This is a genomic window from Macellibacteroides fermentans, assembly GCF_013409575.1.
Lineage (GTDB): Bacteria > Bacteroidota > Bacteroidia > Bacteroidales > Tannerellaceae > Macellibacteroides > Macellibacteroides fermentans.
Genome location: NZ_JACCCY010000001.1, coordinates 569460 through 591006, shown reverse-complemented (window position 1 = coordinate 591006; position 21547 = coordinate 569460). Strand labels below are relative to the sequence as shown.

General features: G+C 38.9%; 20 protein-coding genes and 1 pseudogene. 7 read left to right on the top strand and 14 right to left on the bottom strand.

Going from position 1 to position 21547, the window contains the following annotated elements:
* Position 1: 1 nt before the first annotated feature.
* Complete coding sequence (locus tag F5613_RS02435; RefSeq protein ID WP_179398546.1) at positions 2 to 322, bottom strand: hypothetical protein; 321 nt, start codon at positions 320 to 322, stop codon at positions 2 to 4.
* A gap of 156 nt (positions 323 to 478) precedes the next feature.
* On the opposite strand from F5613_RS02435, the pseudogene ltrA reads away from it, so the two are divergent.
* A pseudogene (ltrA, locus tag F5613_RS02430) lies at positions 479 to 1769 on the top strand (group II intron reverse transcriptase/maturase).
* A 97-nt stretch (positions 1770 to 1866) separates the two neighbouring features.
* Here ltrA and F5613_RS02425 read toward each other — a convergent pair.
* Complete coding sequence (locus F5613_RS02425) at positions 1867 to 2997, bottom strand: aldose epimerase family protein (protein WP_179398545.1); 1131 nt, start codon at positions 2995 to 2997, stop codon at positions 1867 to 1869.
* Between the two features lie 176 nt (positions 2998 to 3173).
* Here F5613_RS02425 and F5613_RS02420 point away from each other — a divergent pair, with 176 nt between their 5' ends.
* Both F5613_RS02420 and F5613_RS02415 read left to right on the top strand, forming a co-directional pair.
* Positions 3174 to 3968: a thymidylate synthase gene (locus tag F5613_RS02420; protein ID WP_179398544.1), complete on the top strand. Its 795-nt coding sequence runs from the start codon at positions 3174 to 3176 to the stop codon at positions 3966 to 3968.
* Between the two features lie 28 nt (positions 3969 to 3996).
* Positions 3997 to 4494, top strand: a complete 498-nt coding sequence (locus tag F5613_RS02415; RefSeq protein ID WP_179398543.1) for a dihydrofolate reductase — start codon at positions 3997 to 3999, stop codon at positions 4492 to 4494.
* Between the two features lie 156 nt (positions 4495 to 4650).
* Here the strand turns inward: F5613_RS02415 and F5613_RS02410 are convergent, their stop codons facing one another.
* Together F5613_RS02410 and F5613_RS02405 are read right to left on the bottom strand one after the other, a co-directional pair.
* A complete protein-coding gene (locus tag F5613_RS02410) occupies positions 4651 to 4851 on the bottom strand; it encodes a hypothetical protein (protein ID WP_079684359.1) in 201 nt (66 codons plus the stop codon).
* 363 nt (positions 4852 to 5214) lie between these two features.
* The gene (locus F5613_RS02405; protein WP_179398542.1) at positions 5215 to 5613 is read right to left on the bottom strand and encodes a hypothetical protein; all 399 of its coding nucleotides are present in this window, start codon (positions 5611 to 5613) and stop codon (positions 5215 to 5217) included.
* 97 nt (positions 5614 to 5710) lie between these two features.
* On the opposite strand from F5613_RS02405, the gene purT reads away from it, so the two are divergent.
* The gene (gene purT / locus F5613_RS02400; protein ID WP_079684357.1) at positions 5711 to 6892 is read left to right on the top strand and encodes a formate-dependent phosphoribosylglycinamide formyltransferase; all 1182 of its coding nucleotides are present in this window, start codon (positions 5711 to 5713) and stop codon (positions 6890 to 6892) included.
* A gap of 1 nt (position 6893) precedes the next feature.
* The gene (locus F5613_RS02395; protein ID WP_179398541.1) at positions 6894 to 7772 is read left to right on the top strand and encodes a 1,4-dihydroxy-2-naphthoate polyprenyltransferase; all 879 of its coding nucleotides are present in this window, start codon (positions 6894 to 6896) and stop codon (positions 7770 to 7772) included.
* Between the two features lie 152 nt (positions 7773 to 7924).
* Here the strand turns inward: F5613_RS02395 and F5613_RS02390 are convergent, their stop codons facing one another.
* Together F5613_RS02390 and F5613_RS02385 are read right to left on the bottom strand one after the other, a co-directional pair.
* Positions 7925 to 9925 (bottom strand): glycoside hydrolase domain-containing protein, encoded by a 2001-nt coding sequence (locus F5613_RS02390; RefSeq protein ID WP_179398540.1) that lies wholly within the window; start codon positions 9923 to 9925, stop codon positions 7925 to 7927.
* Between the two features lie 36 nt (positions 9926 to 9961).
* Positions 9962 to 10561, bottom strand: coding sequence for a rhomboid family intramembrane serine protease (locus tag F5613_RS02385; protein ID WP_179398539.1), 600 nt, complete (start codon positions 10559 to 10561; stop codon positions 9962 to 9964).
* Positions 10562 to 10793: 232 nt separating this feature from the next.
* Here F5613_RS02385 and F5613_RS02380 point away from each other — a divergent pair, with 232 nt between their 5' ends.
* Positions 10794 to 12698 (top strand): membrane dipeptidase, encoded by a 1905-nt coding sequence (locus F5613_RS02380; protein ID WP_246303318.1) that lies wholly within the window; start codon positions 10794 to 10796, stop codon positions 12696 to 12698.
* Positions 12699 to 12762: 64 nt separating this feature from the next.
* Here F5613_RS02380 and F5613_RS02375 read toward each other — a convergent pair whose 3' ends face one another.
* Together F5613_RS02375 and F5613_RS02370 are read right to left on the bottom strand one after the other, a co-directional pair.
* A complete protein-coding gene (locus tag F5613_RS02375) occupies positions 12763 to 15075 on the bottom strand; it encodes a TonB-dependent receptor (RefSeq protein WP_179398538.1) in 2313 nt (770 codons plus the stop codon).
* Positions 15076 to 15353: 278 nt separating this feature from the next.
* A complete protein-coding gene (locus F5613_RS02370) occupies positions 15354 to 15713 on the bottom strand; it encodes a hypothetical protein (RefSeq protein WP_179398202.1) in 360 nt (119 codons plus the stop codon).
* A 158-nt stretch (positions 15714 to 15871) separates the two neighbouring features.
* Between F5613_RS02370 and F5613_RS02365 the strand changes: the two genes are divergently transcribed.
* Positions 15872 to 16360 carry a glutathione peroxidase gene (locus tag F5613_RS02365; RefSeq protein ID WP_179398537.1) on the top strand — a complete coding sequence of 163 codons (489 nt, stop codon included), beginning with the start codon at positions 15872 to 15874 and terminating at the stop codon, positions 16358 to 16360.
* Between the two features lie 21 nt (positions 16361 to 16381).
* Here the strand turns inward: F5613_RS02365 and F5613_RS02360 are convergent, their stop codons facing one another.
* The 6 genes from F5613_RS02360 to F5613_RS02335 all read right to left on the bottom strand — a co-directional run bounded on the left by F5613_RS02360 (position 16382) and on the right by F5613_RS02335 (position 21468).
* Positions 16382 to 17371, bottom strand: coding sequence for an isoaspartyl peptidase/L-asparaginase family protein (locus F5613_RS02360; protein WP_179398536.1), 990 nt, complete (start codon positions 17369 to 17371; stop codon positions 16382 to 16384).
* Positions 17372 to 17384: 13 nt separating this feature from the next.
* Positions 17385 to 17648 carry a DUF456 family protein gene (locus tag F5613_RS02355; protein ID WP_179398535.1) on the bottom strand — a complete coding sequence of 88 codons (264 nt, stop codon included), beginning with the start codon at positions 17646 to 17648 and terminating at the stop codon, positions 17385 to 17387.
* A gap of 422 nt (positions 17649 to 18070) precedes the next feature.
* A complete protein-coding gene (locus tag F5613_RS02350; protein WP_179398534.1) occupies positions 18071 to 18259 on the bottom strand; it encodes a hypothetical protein in 189 nt (62 codons plus the stop codon).
* Positions 18260 to 18379: 120 nt separating this feature from the next.
* Positions 18380 to 19558, bottom strand: a complete 1179-nt coding sequence (gene uxuA, locus F5613_RS02345; protein ID WP_179398533.1) for a mannonate dehydratase — start codon at positions 19556 to 19558, stop codon at positions 18380 to 18382.
* A 28-nt stretch (positions 19559 to 19586) separates the two neighbouring features.
* Positions 19587 to 20399 carry an SDR family oxidoreductase gene (locus F5613_RS02340; protein ID WP_179398532.1) on the bottom strand — a complete coding sequence of 271 codons (813 nt, stop codon included), beginning with the start codon at positions 20397 to 20399 and terminating at the stop codon, positions 19587 to 19589.
* Positions 20400 to 20403: 4 nt separating this feature from the next.
* On the bottom strand, positions 20404 to 21468 hold the full coding sequence (locus tag F5613_RS02335; RefSeq protein ID WP_179398531.1) for a LacI family DNA-binding transcriptional regulator: 1065 nt from the start codon (positions 21466 to 21468) through the stop codon (positions 20404 to 20406).
* Positions 21469 to 21547 lie beyond the last annotated feature (79 nt).

Here is a 21547-nt window from a genome sequence, read left to right as displayed (position 1 = left end):
TCTATTGCAAAGCAGATAAAAATAGGCGGAGTTCCGATTTGGATACTCCGCCTATTTTATTGTTCGCCCAGCACGAACGTATTCTAACGGGTGTAAGTCCCCAACGCGCCCTAACAGCGGGAAGCGTCCAGCCAACGACAAGGGTGTTCATCGCGAGGTGTAATCTGAAGGAAGTCTTCGGCAAAGATCTGGCCTGACGAACAGAAACTTGATACCAAGGCTCACGAGTGTGGATTAGTTTGCAATACAAAACAAAGTCCGATAGCTGTTCGGAACACTTGGAGTAAATCAAGCAGGTATAAGATTGAAAGAATACGTCCATAACTGGGGAGATCTCACGGGCGAGGTCATCCGAGCAGTAACAACGAACCGTGAGAAGTCAGCAGAGGTCATAGTAGCCGGGCAAGGAAAAAAAAACATCGACAACCTGGTGAAGGACTGAACTTTAATTAAACTGGAATTATTACATTATTACCAAATGGAAGAAACAATGCAGCAAACAACAGAATCTGTTGGCTGCCATCAGATGAATAGGACGGAATCCGAAGGGTATGATGGAGCGCAGACTTTTATGTGGATAATAGGTGAGAACCTAGTGGAAGTGCAGACAGGCACAACCAATTTGTTGGAACTTATCCTAATTGATAGAGCAGCTACTAAAGGGTAAGTACCGGCCCAATCCGGTCCGTCGTGTCGATATCCCCAAGGACAACGGCAAGGCACGTCAACTCGGTATCCCTACGGTTGTTGACCGGTTCATCCAACAGGCTATAAGCCAAGTGTTGATACCGATATACGAACGAGAGTTCAATGACAACAGTTTTGGCTTCCGCCCAAACCGCAGCGCCCACGATGCGCTGAAGCGGGTGCAGGAGTATGCTGACAATGGGTATCATTACTGCATAAACCTAGACTTGGAGCGATTCTTCGATACAGTAAACCATAGCAAGCTTATAGAGGTGTTGTCACGTACAATCAAGGATGGACGGGTAATTTCACTTATCCATCACTATCTCAAAGCGGGCGTAATGGTTGCTCATAAGTATGAATCAACCGAGGAGGGGGTTCCTCAAGGGGGTCCGTTAAGCCCGATTCTAAGCAATATCTTGCTGAATGAGCTTGATAAAGAGTTATCTCGCCGAGGTCATCCATTTGTCCGCTACGCAGACGACTGTCTGATTTTGGTTAAAAGCAAGCGTGCCACAGAGCGAGTACGAGACAGTATATCCACCTATTTAGAGAAGAAACTCTTCCTTAAAGTGAATATGGAAAAGACCATCATTGGAGATCTTCGAGGCAAGAAATACCTCGGCTACTCATTCTACTGAAGGTCCAAAGGCAAGTGCGGTCTATGCACCCACCGTACAAGTCAAGAAAAGTTCAAACGCACGCTCAAACAAATAACCAAACGAAACAATGGAAAAGGATATGCATGGCTAAAGCAACGATTGTCACAATACATACGAGTCTGGCTAACTTACTACAGTTTAGCAGACATGAACCGATTTATCCAAAAGACGGATGGTTGGTATCGTCGCAGGCTAAGGACGTATATATGGAAGAGTTGGAAGAAAATCAGCACGAAGTCACATAATCTCCAGAAATGTGGTATAAACAAACATCAGGCTTGGCAATGGGCTAATACCCGTAAAGGATACTGGCACATAGCCAACAGCTGGGTGCTGCATCGGGCAATTACAGATGAGAGTCTAGACCGAGCAGGTTATCCACAAATAATGAGATTATATCGCCGTCTGCATCGTAATTAAAGAACCGCCGTATGCCGAACGGCATGTACGGTGGTGTGAGAGGTCGGAAAACAAAAGTAGGAAGAAAACTACTTTTGTTTTCCTCCTACTCGATTGTTTACTTATTTACTACCAGTTTATAAATACATTTGCTAGTGTATTTTTCACCTGGTCTGAGTACAGTCGAGGGGAAGGCCGGCTGATTAGGGCTATCCGGATAGTGTTGTGTTTCAAGGCAGAAAGCACCGCGATGAGGGTAAACAGTACCACCTTTACCTTTGTCTTCACCTGTCATAAAGTTGCCGGTATAGAATTGCACCCCAGGTTCTGAAGTATAAACTTCAAGCGATATTCCGCTAGTCGGACTGGTGGCTTTGGCTGCCAATACATTAATATCTCCTTTAGAGTTTAAGATCCAGTTATGGTCATAGCCACGACCTTTAACCAATTGCTCGAATGTTGAGTCTATCTGTGCACCAATAGCAATAGGGTTGCGCAGATCCATGGGAGTACCTTCAACAGACGGTGTTTCACCTGTAGGAATCAACAAGCTGTCCACCGGAGTATAGGTGTCGGCATTAATCATGATGTCGTGGTCAAGAATTGTAGAACCCGGTACACCAGATAAGTTGAAATAACTATGGTTTGTCAAGTTAACTACCGTTGGCTTATCTGTTTCTGCTTCATATGCCAGTTCGATGGCATTGTCGTCAGTCAGGGTATATGTAACTTTTATTTGCAGGTTACCAGGAAATCCTGCCTCGCCATCTTTAGATAGATAGGTAAGTTCCAGTGTCTGGTCGTTTAACTGTTTTGCATCCCAAAGTCTGGTATGATAACCTTCTGGTCCACCATGTAAACAATGACCGTTGTTGTTTTGAGGAAGTTGGTATTCTACACTGTCTAACGAGAATTTACCCTGGGCGATTCTATTTCCGTAGCGACCGATCAAGGCTCCAAAATTACCATCGGATTTCAAGTAGTCGGATATGCTGTCGTATCCAAGGACTACATCAGTCATCTTTCCGTTTTTATCCGGAGCCATCAATGATACCATTCTGCCCCCATAGTTGGTGATACAAGCTTCTAAACCATTTTTGTTTTTCAGCACGTATAATGCAGTAGGTTTACCTTCTACTTCAGAAACGAAATTCGACTTTAAAAGACCGGAAAGTGTGGCCTCTTCTTTTTTTTGTGTACATGCAAACAGTGTACATGCAGCAAGAGCTGTAATAAAAAGTTTTTTCATCTCAATAGGACTTTTTTTTAATAATTAAACAATCCTTGCAAAGGTATACTTTTATCATAAATTATATGCTTTGAATAACAAAAAGTTAATGTCTTATCTAAAAACTATTTAAATATTTTCGTTTGCAGAGTCATATAACTTTTGTACATTTGCCAGCCTGGACTATATTTTACGACATGAAACAGTATTTATCATTGCTGGAAAGGGTTTTAGCTGAAGGAGTTAAGAAAGAAGACCGGACAGGTACCGGAACTTTGAGTGTGTTTGGTCATCAGATGAGATTTGATATGTCGGAAGGATTTCCTTTACTGACTACCAAAAAAACGCATCTGAAATCCATTATTTATGAATTACTTTGGTTCCTTAAAGGGGATACAAATGCAAAATATCTGCAGGATCATGGTGTTCGCATATGGAATGAATGGGCTGACTCCAATGGTGATTTAGGTCATATTTATGGATATCAGTGGCGTTCGTGGCCCGATTATAAAGGAGGGGCTATAGATCAGATAAGTGAAGCTGTACATGCAATTAAACACAATCCTGATTCAAGGAGAATAATTGTTAGCGCGTGGAATGTCGGCGATCTTGAAAACATGAATCTGCCTCCCTGTCATGCTTTTTTTCAGTTCTATGTTGCCAATGGTAAATTAAGCTTGCAGCTCTATCAGCGCAGTGCTGATATTTTCTTAGGAGTTCCCTTTAATATTGCATCTTATGCCTTGTTGCTTCAGATGATGGCGCAGGTTACCGGCTTACAGGCTGGCGACTTTGTCCATACTTTGGGCGATGCACACATATATAGCAATCATCTCGAGCAGGTAAAATTACAGCTCACAAGAGAGCCTCGTAAATTGCCTCGGATGATGTTAAATCCGGAAGTGGATAGTATTTTTGATTTTAAGTTTGAGGATTTTGAATTAGTAGGATACGACCCACATCCGCATATTAAGGGAGAAGTGTCCGTTTGAATCTGGTGATACATTAATATTCTATATTATGAGTACGATTTCAATTATAGCAGCGATTGCAGATAATAATGCAATTGGAAAGAATCAGCAATTGTTATGGAGTTTGCCTTACGACATGAAACGATTTAAGAGTTTGACTACAGGCCATGCTGTTGTGATGGGACGTAAAACATTCGAATCTTTGCCTAACGGGGCATTACCTAAACGCAAGAATGTAGTTCTTACCACTTTACCGGAAGCTATTTTTATGGATAGTTTTGCATGCGAATCTATGCATGACGCATTGAATCTTTGTGAAAACGAAGATGAAGTATTTATGATAGGAGGGGCGATGGTTTATCGGCAGGCACTTAAAATTGCCGACAAAATGTACCTGACCCTTGTGCATCATACTTTTGAAGACGCTGATACATTTTTTCCAGAAATAGATTATAGTGAATGGATAGAAACGGAACGTCAGGACTTTCCTGCAGATGAAAAGCATGCTTATCCATATACGTTTGTAACCTATATACGGAAAAAATAAAATAGTTTGGTGATACGATTCGTATTAATGGACTTCGTGCGCGTCTTTGTTTAAAAAACAAAGCAGTGTTTAATAATGTGTTATTCTAATAATAACATAAAAGGGCTGTTGATTTATATCAACAGCCCTTTTCCTTGAAATTAAAGGAGCTTTATCTTAATGAGAATGACCGCTTTTTCCGGATTCTTTAATTCCTCCAATAAGTCTTAATACAAGTGTGGTGACTGCAGAAATACCTAAAGCGATCATCGTGATGTTTTTTGCAGTTTCATCGTTAAATTCTGATGTGCCTACCAATACCAGGCCTATAACAGAAAGCATCAGCACGGCATCAATCAAGTCTTTGTTTATTTTCATTTTAGTATGAATTAATATGTTTTTATATCTATTTATTTACTTTCGCTGGATTCTTTTGACTCAGATTTGCTCAAGCTCTTTGAGATGCCATATATACCTATAATTAAGGATGCCATTACAACAACCAGTTTCAAATATACATTCGGGATAATTGATGAACAAGCCAGAATACAGCCAAGAATTGTAAGAGCTACGTATAAATATGTTTTGAATTTTGATGAATTATTTGTCGCCATAACTTTGATATTTAAATAGTTAGTAATCATAAATTTGCTCCATTCAGGAATAGTTTACATAGAGCATATATATTTTGTGTATGAATTTTTTTCACACACAAATAAAAAACATATGAATATTAACGATCTAAATAATAATCTTTCGCAGTGCAAATACATGATATCCTGCACTGGAACGCAAGGCAGAAACTAGCAACGATTCGGTCAGCGCTACTCCTTCAGAGGTTTTGCGTAATAAATTTTCTTCCTTGATCCGGACATCCTGAAGGATCTTCTCAGCCAGGCGGGTAATTCGTTCGCATAAAAAAGAAGGTGTAAGCTGAACTGTTCGTGGAGTTAAACAAGTTGAAGTGCTTAGATCGCTTTTGAGAGTCATGATGCGATCTTGTATGTCTGAATAATCGTTTATTTCTTTTACTACTTCATTATTTGATGCAGCAAACTTGTCATTACCGGACCCGAATTGATCCGGGTTCAGCAAGAATATGCCACAGAAAAGTAATATCAGATAAAACAATTTTTTCATGTTGCAAATATAGGGATTTAAATAAGTTTTTCTTCTTTCGGGTTGCACAATTTTAGATTAACAGGTACTTTTGCATAAAATTTAATATATTGACATTATGGTAAAGATAGGCACCCCTCTGTCCCCTTGTGCGACAAAGGTAGTACTTTGCGGATCAGGAGAACTTGGTAAAGAATTTGTAATTGAATTGCAACGCTACGGAGTAGAAGTAATTGCCTTGGATAAATACCCCAATGCACCGGCCATGCAGGTGGCTCATCGCTCATATGTAGTTTCAATGCTTGACGGTGCCCGTTTGAGAGAGATTATTGAAAAAGAAAAACCCGACTATATTGTTCCGGAGGTGGAAGCTATAGCGACTACTACGTTAATGGAGCTTGAGAAAGAGGGATACCATGTTATACCTACAGCAAAAGCCACTTATCTAACGATGAATAGAGAGGGAATTAGACGTCTCGCAGCAGAGGAGTTGAATATTCCTACTTCACCCTATCGTTTTGCCAGTGATTTCGAAGAATTTTCGGAGGCTGTTAAAACGATTGGCATGCCATGTGTTGTTAAACCGATTATGAGCTCGTCTGGTCATGGACAAAGTGTTATCCGTAAAGAAGAAGATATACAACATTCGTGGGATTATGCCCAGGAAGGTGGTCGTGCCGGAGCAGGCAAAGTGATTGTTGAAGGTTTTGTCGATTTTGATTATGAAATTACACAACTGACAGTTCGTCATATCAATGGAACCTCTTTCTGTGAGCCAATTGGTCATATTCAGGTGGATGGAGATTATCGTGAATCATGGCAACCCCAGCAAATGACTTCTTCTGCTAAAGAAAAGGCTCGCGAAATTGCCCGTAAAATTACGGATGCTTTGGGAGGAAGAGGTATTTTTGGCGTAGAATTGTTTATAAAAGGAGACGATGTGATTTTTAGTGAAGTATCTCCTCGACCCCATGATACAGGGATGGTAACTATGATTTCGCAGGATCAGTCACAGTTTGCCCTTCACGCTCGTGCGGTACTTGGATTACCTATTCCAAATATTACTTTTCACGGACCATCAGCTTCACGTGCTATTGTAGTTGAAGGAGATAGCAATCAATTGCAACTTGGTAATTTGGATCAGGTATTAAGCCAGCCCGATACACAAATGAGATTTTTCGGTAAGCCGGAAGTTCACGGTCACCGGCGTATGGCTGTTTTACTTGCTCGTGGTGCTTCGGTAGAAGAGGCCCGCAGCAAGACCGGTTTTGCGTCAGATGCATTGGATATAATTTTATGAAATGAATAAAACTCCTATACAAGCTTGGATAGAAGCAGCCCGTCCCAAGACATTGCCAGCTTCTTTGAGTCCTGTTTTGGTTGGATCGGCATTGGCCTATCGTGATGGTGCCTTTGAAATGGCTCCTGCAGTAATTTGTCTTATGGTCGCCTTACTGTCGCAGATTGCCAGTAACTTTGCAAACGACTATTTCGATTATAAGAAAGGGGCGGATAAAGAAGATCGCTTAGGCCCCGAACGTGCAGTGGCCTCTGGATGGATTGCACCTAAAACAATGCTTATAGCTACGTTTATTACTTTGGGACTCGCTTGTTTGTGCGGATTATTGCTATTGTTTTATGGAGGCTGGGTGCTTCTTCCGGTAGGAATTGCAATTGCAGTATGTGTATTGGCTTATTCGGCTGGCCCGTTTCCTTTAGCATACAATGGTCTTGGTGATATTTGTGTATTATTATTCTATGGTATAGTTCCGGTTGTTTTCACTTATTTTGTACAAGCAGGTAGTATTACCTTGTTGACATTGATATTGTCTGTTGCCATGGGGCTTCTTTCTGTTAATATTTTAATAGTTAATAATTATCGTGACTATTTTCAAGATAAGGAGGTTAACAAGCGTACTACTATTGTGTTGTTTGGCAGGAGATTCGGCCGTTGGTTTTATCTGTTCAATGGAGTTGTGCCAATCTTATTGGTCATTCCATTAATAATGCAGAGTGCAGCATGGATAGTGGCATTGTTTGGAATCTTTTTTGTGATGTTTTACCAAACATGGCGAGAATTATGTTCTCTTGAAGGAAAAGCATTGAATGTTACATTGGCTTATACCGGAAGAAATGTACTGCTGTTTGCTTTGTGCCTTACTGCTTTGTTGTTATTTTAGATAATATATTTATTAAATATCTTTGAATTTAACGGATAACATTCAGAGCATACGGCTGAATGTTATCCGTTTTATATTATATAAAAATGATCGTAATATTACTGAAACTTATTTATATGATAAAATCATATAAATAAATGTTTGTTGGATGATTAGTACTGAAATAATAAAGTTCCTCCTTTTAGCATCTCCCCATGAGATATGGAATAATTTGAAACTACCTTGCCGTTCATTGTAATTCGCTTGATTATATCTTCGGCTGTTTTACGTCCCTTTGTTTTTATCTCAAATGTCTTTCCGTTACCCATGTCGATGGATATCCTGTCAAAAATCGGAGAAACTAATTCATAACTGTCTCCTCCCACCAGGAGGGGATAAAATCCCGCTGAGGCAAATATATACCAGGCACTCATCGTTCCATCGTCCTCGTCCATTTCCGGACTATAACCTTCAGGATGATTTTTAAAGGCTCTTCCAACGTAAGGAATCTTAAATTCTGAATTGCCACCATAACGATGAGTCATTTCTTTAGTAAGCAGATTACGAACCAGTTGTTGGGAAGATTCCGGTTTCCCAAATCTATTGAATAAAAAAGGAACATGAATGTCCGGTTCATTTCCTTGATTGTACAAGTTTTTTTCGAAAAAGTATGAGAGCTGATTGCTAAGAGTGTCCTTGCCTACCCAACGTATCATTTGGTCTATATACTGGGGGGCAGCCCAACGATATTGCCAACGCGTACCTTGATATAGTCCATTATTTTTCATTACTTCAAATGCAGGGGTGATTTGCATGAACTCCCTTGTCCATGTGTCTTCAAATAATTTCTCCGATTGTTCCCGGTATTTTTTTTCGTCGGAGCTATTACCCATTATACCTGCAATTTGGGATAATGCCCAAAGATCGTATGCCGATTCCAACTTTTGGTCTGGAGATGCCATTGGTAGCTCGTCTGCCTCTTTTTTCATACCTTCATATCCTATTGCAAAGTCTAGATCACGAATTCCTTTGCGATATGCATCAAGCAGCAATATAGATGCATGTTCAGTACGTACAGTGGGGGTTGATTCAGAAACTGTTGACCAATTTTTTTTGCCGGTGCGATATAGTGATAGTAATGAGCGGCATATATCCCGCATTAATGTAGGCTCTGTAATAACAAGCAAAGGGAATTTACTGCGAAATGTATCCCAAATTGACCACGAGCTAAAATATCGCCAGCCATCTGCTTTATAAATCTGGCCATCTGATCCCAGATAACGGTGGTCGTTGGTGGTAACATCTGCCGGACTCATATAGATACGGTAGAGTGAAGTATAAAAAATCACCCTGTCATCGTTGCTTCCTCCCTTTAGATTTATTTTATTTAATTTGTTCTCCCAGAGATTATTTGCCTGCAGTTTGAGCTGTTTGAAGGATAATGATTCACTTTGTTTTGCTTCCAGGTTAGCTGTTGCAGCATCCAGTGGAGACACAGCAATACGTAGCTCTAACGGATTTTCACTTTTCTCAAAACGAAGTTCTGCTTCATAACTTTTATCCTTTCCCTTTACAATCGAAAAAGATTCATTGGATGACAGGTAAAAATAGAGTTTATACATTCCGTGACCACAAGTATTCCGTGCTTGTATATACCCGATAATTTCATGATTGGATTTTAATTTAAATTCACAATCAACCATCCCTTCAAATGAAGAGGCAAAGTTAATCCATATCGATCGGTCAGCATCTTTTCCGAAGCCGTACTGTTGGACAGCCATATTGTTTGTAGCTGTGAAAGATCCTTTTACACCGTTGTTAAAAGTGACTTCATAATATCCGGGTGTCGCTTTTTCTGTGCTTTTAATAATGTGTAACTCTTGATCCGGAGCCGAAGTACGGACACTCAGATTACCTCCGCAACCACTACACCCTACACCAGACAGCCGGTTGATAGATACCCCTGAAATTTTATCAATAGCATAATCGTATCCCGCATGAGTTCTGGGATTACTGTCCGGACCAACAGCTATCATCCCAAAAGGAACCGTTGCGGCCGGACTTAACTGCCCGTTGTCGCCAGATGTTCCCATAAATAGATTTACATATTTTGTATTCTGTCCATGTCCAAAAACAGAAACTAAAAGAAACAGAACTATAATTTTTATTTTCATCACTATACTCTATGAATTAAGAATTGTCAATACCGATTAAAAAGAAAAATGTGCTAAGAAGCTATGTATTAGTCCGGGGTTTAGCAGTAAAGGAAACACGAACCCATAAACCGCTCCGTAGAAATGAGCATTGTGATTTATATGATCTCCAGATTGTTTAGCCATATACTGGCAATAAGCAAGATAAATAAATCCAAAGATAATGCCAGGAATTGGCAGAACAGCAAAAAAAAGTATTTTCCCCCACGGATTAAAAAAGATCGATGTAAACAAAACTGCAGAAACTGCACCCGATGCACCGATGGATATAAAGTTAGGGTTCCTCTTCTCTTTAATTATATCGTAAACAGATGCTATTACCATACCTCCGAAGTAAAGTGCAAGATATGCAATCCAGCCAAATCCATTTACCGCGAAAACCTGCTCCATATATGTTCCGAACGACCAAAATGTAAACATGTTAACCAATAAATGGGTATAGTCGGCATGTACAAAGCCATGTGTAATAAGTCTGTACCATTCATTGTTCTTTACAACGCGATAAGGAATAAAAGAAAGTTTTTTAAATAATGAATGGTCTTTGAAGCAAAGGTAAGATACTAGTATTGTAGCGGCTATCAATAAATAGGTTATCATATCTGTTTATTTTAATTTGCTGCAAAAATAGGGATTGTTTATTCAAAAAAAGACTCAATATATTATAATTGAAACATAATTATACTCATTTACGTTTTGATAATGTATTTTTGTAAAATTAAACAGTAATTTATCGCTTGAGAAGTATAATCCTGCGAATGGATTTTGATTTTTATGGGTGATAAATGAAACAAACAATGTAATTTGGTCTTACAAATAAATACCTGTTTGTATGAGAAAAGTGATTCTAGTATTTGCCTCTCTTATGTTTTTTTCATGCATTGAAAAAAGCGTTGCGCAATGCTCTGACTTGAAGCATATAAAAAATCTTTGCGATGAGTCTTACTCTGTTATGTCTCCTAATTCTGAACATAGTATCCCCCTAATTGCTCTTTCTTCTTCCCAATATGGTGATAGGGGAAGCAGTGTATCTGGTACCTATGTGAATGCTATATTAAAGGCCGGCGGATTGCCAGTCATCATTCCTCTGATGACAGATGCCAAAACTGTCCGAATTTTATTAGAGAATGTTGACGGACTTATAATGACAGGTGGTGAGGACATCCGGCCGCATTTATATAATGAATACCCGATTGAGCAGATAGGAACCGTAGATTCCATAAGAGATGTATACGATTTGATGTTAATTCAACTGGCTTCAAATCGGAATATGCCCATTTTAGGTATTTGTCGTGGTGAGCAACTCATGAATGTGGCTTTTGGAGGGAGCCTCTATCAGGATATTCCTACCCAGCATCCCTCTTCTGTGAAACATTTACAATCAGCACCCAAATCCTCAGGAACCCATTCGATTGATGTATTGTCCTCGTCTTTACTAAGTAATATCATAGGTCGGGATAGCCAGATTGTGGTAAACTCTTTTCACCACCAGTCAGTCAAGGGGCTTGCCTCCGGTTTTAAGATCGGGGCCTATGCGTCCGATGGGATTGTAGAATCAATTGAAACGACTGATGGCCGACCTATGCTTGCAGTTCAATGGCACCCGGAAGCAATGGTTGATGGTGGCGATACAATCATGGGTAAGATTTTTCAGTATTTAATAACACAGGCTGGATATTACAGAAAGGCCAGATCAATTCACCAGCGTATATTATCGGTCGACACTCATTGTGATACGCCTCTTTGGTTTCGTCGTTCAAATTTTAATATGGGGAAACGTGATACGAATCAGATAAATATTCCAAAGATGAAAGAAGGATATTTAGATGCCATCTTTTTTGCAGCATTTATAAGTCAGGGAAACCGGGATGTTGAGTCATCCGAAAAAGCAGTATCAGCTGTAACAAATCTCATCAACGGAATTTATAAACAAGTAAATATGAATACTGAGGTTTGTGGAATTTCGAGAACAGCTAAAGAGGCACAGCTTCTGAAAGAGGATGGTAAAAAGGCTATTTTTATTGGAATTGAAAATGGATATGGAATTGGAAAAGATCTGAAATATTTATCTCTATTTAAATCTATGGGGGTAACTTATATGACGTTGTGTCATACAAAAAATAATGATATCTGTGATACTTCAAATCGTAAGATTGAAAAGGAGTGGGGTGGATTAAGTCCATTTGGTAGTCAAGTAGTAAAGGAGATGAATCGCTTGGGAATTCTAATAGATATTTCACATGCCAGTGATAGTACTTTTTGGGATGTAATCCACACATCTAAACAGCCTGTAGTTGCAACACATTCAGCAACCCGTACTCTTTGTAACCATGATCGTAACCTTTCTGATTTACAGTTAAAGGCCCTGGCGGACAAAGGAGGAGTCATACAGGTTTGTCCGTTTGCCAGCTATATAAATGTAAGTAAGGATAAGGCAACATTCAATCAATATATAGATCATATTGAGCATGCTATAAAAATTGCAGGTATTGACCATGTTGGTATTGGATCTGATTTTGACGGAGGTGCCGGTATAGCCAGAATTAACGGAGCCAATGATATGATTAATATTACGATTGCTCTTCTTCAAAGGGGATACAATGAAGACGATATTGAGAAGATATGGGGTAAGAATTTTTTCCGTGTTCTTGATCAGGTCCAGGCGGCCTATGATTCACAAAGATCAAATCGGATTAAAAGTTCTAAAATCCAAAAGGCACATCAATTATCTTATTGAAACAAGAAAAATAGGTTATATAGAAGGAGGGTAGAACAGACCTCTTTCTATATAACCGGAGTAGTTAAAATAGAAGCTTAATCCCCCCAAAATAACTGCGAGGCAATGACGGCCCGTATATATATCCGGAATCCCGGTCTTTACCTTTATCAAAATCTTTTTGGTAGGCGTTAAACAAATTTTGGATTCCTCCACTTAATTCTAGTTTAACTTCGTCGTATAATGGAAACTCGTAACTTAATTTTAAATTTACATCTACAAAGTCAGGGGTATTAACTGCTACATCTTTATTAACACCCGATCCTATATGATGTTGCACCAACATGCTTCCTGTGTAGGTGCCTGAGATGGAGGCAGAAAAATGCTTTATGGGTGTTATTGTGGAAGTGAGATATCCATAAGAATTTGGTGTACGGAACATTTGTTTCTCGGCTTTTACTGTCGGATCTGTACTCCATTGTTCGGGTTTTTTATAGTGGCTTTGCTGCCAGGTGATTCCTCCTTGCATTTGCAACCATGAGTTCAATACAGACCTGACTTCAAATACCATTCCTTTGACCCGTGCTCCCGATCCGTTCTGCCGTTCTTTGATTAATAGACCATTGCTGTCCAAACCAACCTCTTCCAAAACAAAAACATTTTTGAGATTCGTGTAAAATCCTTCTACCAATAGATAAACCTGGATTCCATTTCCAAACCGGTGATAATAATCGATGGATGTACTTATACTGCGCGAACGTTCTTCTTTCAATCCTTCAGCATTTCGAACGGTTGACATTAATCCACTTCCGACAGACTCAATATGTAAGTCTTCATCAAATGCCTGTGGTGCCCTGAATCCTTCGGAATAGCTGGCTCTGACATTGATGTCTTCAACCGGATTATAGCGAATATTCAACCTCGGACTAAATACTGCGTGATTAATAAGACTATGTTTATCCATTCTGGCACCCAATAAGAAACTCCATTGATTGTTTTTCCACTCATTTTGAAGATAAGCACTTACTATTTCAACTTTTTGATCGGTATAGCGATTGTAACCTGTCATTTGATCCTTTAACCTGTCATAATTGTATTCGACGCCTGCGGTAAGATCGGCCGGTAAAAAGAGCATCCTGTCAAAACTCACTGCATATTGTGACCCGCTAATCCATGTTAAACCTGTTGTATAGCCATATGCATTGGGGTCCTGACCAACGCCGTAGTAACTATCCCTCACCACATTTTGAATCGAAGTGTAGATATTAAACCTATGTTTGTAATTACTCGAGAAAAGATCGAACTTTATTCCGCCTCCATCAATAGAATGTTCTAATTGTTCTGCAATAAACGCTTCATGTGCTGGTCGATCCAATAGATCACCTCCACGCCTGAATTCTTCCATGTGATGATATTCGAACGATAATTTTGAATAGGTTCCGGTTTTAAGATACGATCGTAAACCAATCGTCTGAGCTTTTAATTTGGGAACTTCTGTAAAACCATCCCCGTCGTGATCATATCCATCTCGATTCCGATTCTGACCATATAAATATAAACCCAGTTTCCGATTGTCTGTCACAAGAGAAGCATTAACTGAGGTATTGTTATCAATCGAAGAACTCCCGCCAATCGATTGAATTGTATGATTTATTTCTCCACTGTTACGTAAAGGCTCCTTTGTAATAATATTAATTGTACCTGCAATTGCAGATGATCCAAACAGAGCAGAACCTCCTCCGCGCATTACCTCTACGCGTTCAATCATGTTTGCTGGTACCTGTTCCAATCCATAAACCCCGGATAGGGCACTAAATACAGGTCTGGAATCAATCAGTATCTGCGAATAAGCTCCATCTAATCCATTTATTCGTACTTGGGTAAATCCACAATTCTGGCAATTATTTTCGACACGTAGCCCTGGTTGAAAATTAAGCCCTTGTGCTAATGTGGGAGAGTTTGTTACAGTAAAGGCTTTCCCATCTAATATATTCACCAATGATGGTGCCGTTCGTCTGGATGTTTCACTTCTGTTTGCAGAAACAACTACACCATCTAAAGCAATGTGATCTTCTTCAATTTCGAAATTTACTTCCATGGTTTTACCTTTTTTCAGTGCAATCTCTTTCGAAACCGCTTTATAACCTAAAGCTTTAACCTCCAATGTAAATTCTCCTTCCGGCAAATTTTTCAAAAGATAATGCCCTGAAGCGTCTGTCGTTGTTCCAATGGTTGTGCCTTTTATAACAATATTGATATATGGTATGTGCTCGTTGGTCTTTTTATCTACCACATGTCCGAATATGTTTGCATCCGACTTATTATATTCCGGATCAATGTTTTTAGCATTTATGTGTGTAATTATGATGCAAAATAATATAACTATATAATGTTTCATATGAATTGTATTTAGTTTATGGGATATAACTTCTTGCACGAGATTGCCTCTTACTTAGCGGATTCTCTATGCCCGTTACAAACCATTAATATTCTATTAAATTTGAATATTGTTTGAATACCTGTTGTAAATAATTGATAAGTCGTCTTGTTTGTAAAACCAATACACCAATCAACTTAATCATATAAGAACATATATGATATGTTCAATATGCATTCGACAAGTTTAATCTGTCTGAATAATTATACTTTCAGAAACAGGGTGATCGGCAAAACTAGTTATAAATTAGAGGGAGGGGCTCTCAGATTAAATGCATCCGTAGGAGAAAGAATAAACATATTGTTTACGGAAGGAAACAATAGTATAGTTTCATTTACATAGGTAGGTGTAAGCTGAATTGAACAATAAATATCTCCTTCAGCCTGGATGGATGAAAACTGTTGATAAAGCTGCAACTGCTGACCTGTATGTTGGTGATCAGAAGGAGGATTGGTTTGTTTATTATAGGGATGTGAATGGACTATAGTTACTCCATTTACAATGTGTACATGGGTAAAAGATATGATGCATGCAAGATACCCGATAAATAATATCGGTAACACAATCTTAAGATATTTAATCCATGTTGCTTGTTTCATCTCTTTTGTCCTTGATCCTTTAACCAAAAATGTAAGGGTTAAGTTTGTTATTTTGCGTGTTGTTAGCATAAATTGTGTTTTGTAAATCTTTTTTTGCTTAATAATGATCGCATGCGATATGTTTATTTGCATATTTGTATTGTAAGCGATATGTAAGTATGGAAAAGATATTTTATTCATTTAGTGCTCTCTCTTTAAAGGGTAAAGAGATTTGCATGGATCTGTACAAGAATAAGGTTGTTGTAGTTGTAAATACAGCTAGTAAATGTGGTTTTACCCCTCAGTATGCTCAGTTAGAGGAGCTATACAAAAAATACAAAGAAGATGGCCTGGTTATTTTAGGATTTCCTTGTAATCAATTCGGCCAGCAGGAACCTGGTACGGATAAAGATATTTCAGAAGGGTGTCTTGTTAATTATGGAGTAAGCTTTCCAATGTTTTCAAAAATAGAGGTTAATGGTCCCAATGCACACTCGTTGTTTAATTATCTAAAAGACGCACTTCCTGGTTTCATTACAAATAAAATCAAATGGAATTTTTCAAAATTTGTAATAGACAGACATGGTAAACCTGTAAAAAGATTTGCACCAATCACATCTCCTTTAAAAATGGAAGCACTTATTGTTTCTCTACTAAAAGATGAATAAGATCAACCATCTTATCTAATCTTATTTTAGAACTTTACCGATTCCGATCTTCTTAATGATATTGCTATTCCCTGTTTCTTTTTTAATAAAACCTCGAAACATGCCGTTACTGTTGAATGACATGGCAATATTCCCATTCCGGTCGACGGCGATTAGCCCTCCGTTACCCTCTTTTTCATTCAACTCTTCAAAAATTATATGATCGGCTGCTTCTTGAATAGATTCCTTTAGCAGTTTAACCCGCAAACATAAATTATATGCAACAATATGGCGGATAAAGTATTCACCATGTCCTGTACAGGATACGGCAGAACTGGCATTATCAGCATAGGTTCCCGCTCCAATTAATGGAGAATCACCAATTCTACCCCATTGTTTTTTAAACATACCACCCGTGCTCGTCCCAGCTGTAAGGTTGCCCTTGCTGTCAAGAACGACACAACCCACAGTACCGTTTTTTTTGCTTTCTTGCTTTAGTTTATCAATCCATTGCATTGTTTTTGGGGTGGCAAAATACATATTATCATCAACCATCTCAAGGCCATGTTCCAAAGCAAAGCGATCAGCTCCGGCGCCGCTTAACATTACATGCTGAGTTTGAGTCATCACTGCATGTGCCGCCTTGATCGGATGCTTGGTAAGTTTCACCCCAGCCACGGCTCCAGCCATTAAATCTTTTCCACGCATTATTGATGCATCTAATTCAAATTGACCGTCGGCTGTACATGTTGCACCAATACCTGCATTGAAAAGTGGATTTTGTTCGAAATAACTAACCACTGACAACACAGCCAATTCGCCATCACCTCCTTTGGCAAGGATTTCATTTCCTATTTCTAAAGCAGAATCAAGAGCTGCATAATATGCTGCTGCATGAATTGAATCTTTTTCAAGATCCTTCATGTTTCCCGCACCTCCATGGACTACCAATACATAATCAACTTTTTGAGCCTTGACTTGAATGGATAAAGACGTTAATAAGGCAGCTAGTAAAAAATAATTACGCAGCATATGCAATTATGATTTAAAGTGAACGATTCATTTTTAAAATTTTTCTACTTCCAAATACCGGAAGCACTGTATCAATTAAAGTTACAATAACGACAAGTGCACCCCATAACAAGACCTCCCTCCAAGAAAGTACCTCAGTAAAAGAGGAGGAAAACTTCAGAACAACCAAGCCCAACCAGCTTAAAGGTGGTCCGGGTAAGATTGGCAGCAGACAGCCTGCCAGTCCGACCAAAAGCATTAACGATCCAATAATAATTAGTAAAATATCCAGAGTCATTTCAATACTATTTACACATAATAGACGGTTTTAGAGTTGAGACAAGATATCTTCGAAAGATTGTTTTTGACAGAATCTCACCAATTATCCATTTCGTTGCTTTCGGAGATAGTGTAAGTGTCAAGTAGATAACATGTTAGTATTTTACGGATACTATTGGAAATACCTAACGGATTTTTAAATTCGCATTCTTTGTTTAAAACGTACCATTCCAGGTTGTATAATGCCTTATTCTCAAAAGAATAGAGCGATACATCACTGATGGTAACCCTATATTTTCCATCTTTAATATCTATTCTAACTTTGTAACTTACAGCTTCACTAATGTATTCCCTATAATTACACCGACCTCCCAGTACAGATATTTTAGATACTTCGCCTAATAAGGTCTTGTCATCGAATTCTTTAAAATTAGTAATATTTTAAAGTTCTATAGCCTTCTTTATTTCTTTTGCAGATAAATTGGTCTCGAATATATTAATCCACGTTACCTTACAATTGGAAATACGGTAATTATCTAAATCATAAGTATCAATTTTGCCTTTGGTCATATTCTGCGACGATAGAACTGTTGATATAAACAGCGTCAAAAAGAGAATCATGTATTTCATAGCGTATCAGTATTAATTTAAAATACAAATATATTGATTGTTGCTTATATTATGATTTAGTTTTGATTTATTATAAAAAAATATCGGGCAAATCAATAGTTTAAGATTTGCCCGATAATTTTACCTTGTTTTAGTCAATGATTTGGCTATACCTAATTCGAGTCCCCGGAGTTCGGCCAAACCTCTAAGTCGGCCAATACAAGAATAACCAGGATTGGTTTTCTTCTTCAGGTCGTCAATCATTTGGTGTCCATGGTCCGGTCGCATTGCGATAGAGCATTTTCTTCGTTGCTGAAGTTCAAAAAGAGCTTTCATAACTCCGTACATATCCACATCACCTTCTAAATGGTTTGCTTCGTAAAAATTACCTTCTTCGTCACGTTGAGTACTGCGGAAGTGAACAAAATCAATTCGGTCACCATAACGTTCCATAATTCCAGCAAGGTCGTTGTCACTTCTTACACCGAATGATCCCGTACATAAACATAGTCCGTTACTCTGATTAGGAACAGCTTCGATAAGTTTTTTGAAATCATCTTCAGTACTTAAAATACGAGGCAAGCCCAAAATAGAGTAGGGGGGGTCGTCGGGATGAATAACCAGACGAACGCCTGATTGATCAGCAACAGGTGCTATCTCGCTGAGAAAGTAAATAAGATTTGCACGCAGACGATCTGCATTTACCTCTTTATAGCGGTCAAGAGCCTGTTGAAATTGTTCTACAGTAAAGCTCTCTTCCGAACCGGGTAAGCCTGCAATCATGTTGCGGGTAAGAAGAGCCTTATCCGCTTCGCTCATTTCCGCAAAGCGCGTTTTCGCTTTTTCTTTTTCAGCTTCTGTATAATCAGCTTCTGCACCAGGACGCTTCAGAATAAATAGATCAAAAGCCACAAAAGCAGCACGCTCAAAGCGTAATGCCTTGGATCCATCTGGCAATGTATAGGCCAAGTCGGTGCGTGTCCAATCTAATACAGGCATAAAATTATAGGTGACAACCCTGATATTACAAGCCCCCAGATTACGTATACTTTCTTTATAATTGTCAATATATTGTTGAAAATCGCCAGTCTGGGTTTTGATGTGTTCGTGCACAGGGACACTTTCAACAACAGACCATCGTAATCCTACGGATTCAATCAATTCTTTTCTTTTCATAATCTCGTCTACACTCCACACCTCACCGTTAGGGATATGGTGTAAAGCTGTTACGATGCCGGTAGCTCCCGCCTGTTTAATGTCCCAAAGGCTAACGGGATCATTGGGTCCGTACCACCTCCAAGTTTGTTCGCAAAGATACATGTTACAAGTTTTTTTAAGTTCGTATTTATTAGATCGAAAATGCATCGAAACCGCCGTCAACAGGAATCACAACACCCGTAACAAATGCAGAAGCGTCACTCACAAGCCATTGCAAAGTGCCTAACAACTCCTCGGGTTCACCAAAACGGTTAAACGGAGTATGTGCCAGAATAGTTTTACTGCGGTCAGTATAAGATCCATCGGGATTTAATAGTAAGTCCCGGTTTTGTTCAGTAATAAAAAAACCCGGAGCAATAGCATTCACTCGTAAACCCGGACCGAATTTGGTGGCAAGTTCACCAGCCATGTATTTAGTGAAATTGCTAACAGCTGCTTTTGCTGCTCCGTATCCGGCTACGCGAGTAAGAGGACGAAGCGCCGATTCGGAAGAAATGTTTATAATACATCCTTTTTTACTATTTACCATAGGTTCTGCAATAACCATTGTAGGAAGTACGGTCCCAAAAAGATTCAGGTCCACCACCTTTTTAAATGCATCTATCTGAAGATCAAAGATAGTTTTATCGGGAGCAATGGTTGCACCAGGCATATTTCCTCCGGCAGCATTGATCAATACATCGATGCGTCCATATTTTTGCATGATATTCAACTTGTTTTGCTCCAAAATCTCCTTGTTAAGAACATCTGTTTCAAGAAAAAGAGCATCGTATCCTTTGGCAATCATTGAGTCTACCAATTCGTTTCCTAGCTTGGCATTTCTATCCAGAATTACAACTTTGGCTCCTTCGGATGCCAGATGGTTGGCCATGCTTGTGCCTAACACACCACATCCGCCGGTAATGATCACCACACGATCTTTAATGGAAAAAAGATTACTCATAGTTTTAGATATAATTATTGTAGTAACTGATATTTTCTTTTATTAAAATGTCGATAGGCATGAAGTTCATCTTCTTTACCTTTTCTTTCAAAATAAGATGTCTGAATAGATCTCTGACACAATTAACGCCTTGTACTTCTGGGCGTTGGGCAATAAGGTGTGTTACTAATCCGTTGTTAAGATAGGCCACATTTTCATCCAGAATATCGTATCCGATTAGCTTAAAGTCTTTTTTCTTCCGCGCTTTAAAGTAGTCCCCCAATACATGGACTCTCGAATTGAAAATAATACCAGCCTTCACATCACCGTGCAGCAGGAAAAATGAATCCAGGATATTTCGGTTGCCTTCGTTGTCGTCTGCATGGATATGAACCGGATAGATAGTGCCCCGGAAATGATTTTCATCCAGATAGGTCCTGAATCCTTCTTCCCTTTTAAGCACCTGAGTTGAACAACTATCTCCTTTGCGAATAAAGCGGAAAACAGCTAGTTTATCGTCCGGACCGATCTGCTGATACATCAATTTAGCTGCAATATAACCCGAATTGAAAGAATTTGTACCGTAATACGCAAGACAATGCGTATTTTCTATAAAGGCATCAATCAGTACGTATGGAATTTGCATTTTATCCAAGCGGGTTGTGAACCGGAGTACACTTTCCTTAAACAGTGTGGCTATTACGATACCGTGAAATTCCATACCTTCAAGTATCTCCATTTGTTTGTCAAAACTATCTTTATCATATTGATCGAAAAATACTCTTTCAATCTCAATGTGATAACCAGAAAGCTCCTCTTCTGCTCGCTCAATTCCCTGATTAACAATTTCCCAGTAGTCTCCTTTGGAAAATGCAGGAATAAGCATGACGAACTTGTAAGTTTTTTTTGAAGCAAGAGCACTTGCCACTATATTTGGTCTGTAATCTACTTTTTTTAGAACCTCTTCAACTTTAACCCTTGCTTCTTCCGAAACCTTGCCACGATTATGAATAATCCGATCTACCGTACCTGTGGAAACGCCAGACATAATGGCTATATCTTTGATTCTGTAACTTCCTTTTTTTCTCATGCAGTTTTATCTTCTATATAAATTAAAGTTAACTTATATTGCCATGTGTTCGTACACATGGCAAATATAAAGCAAAATA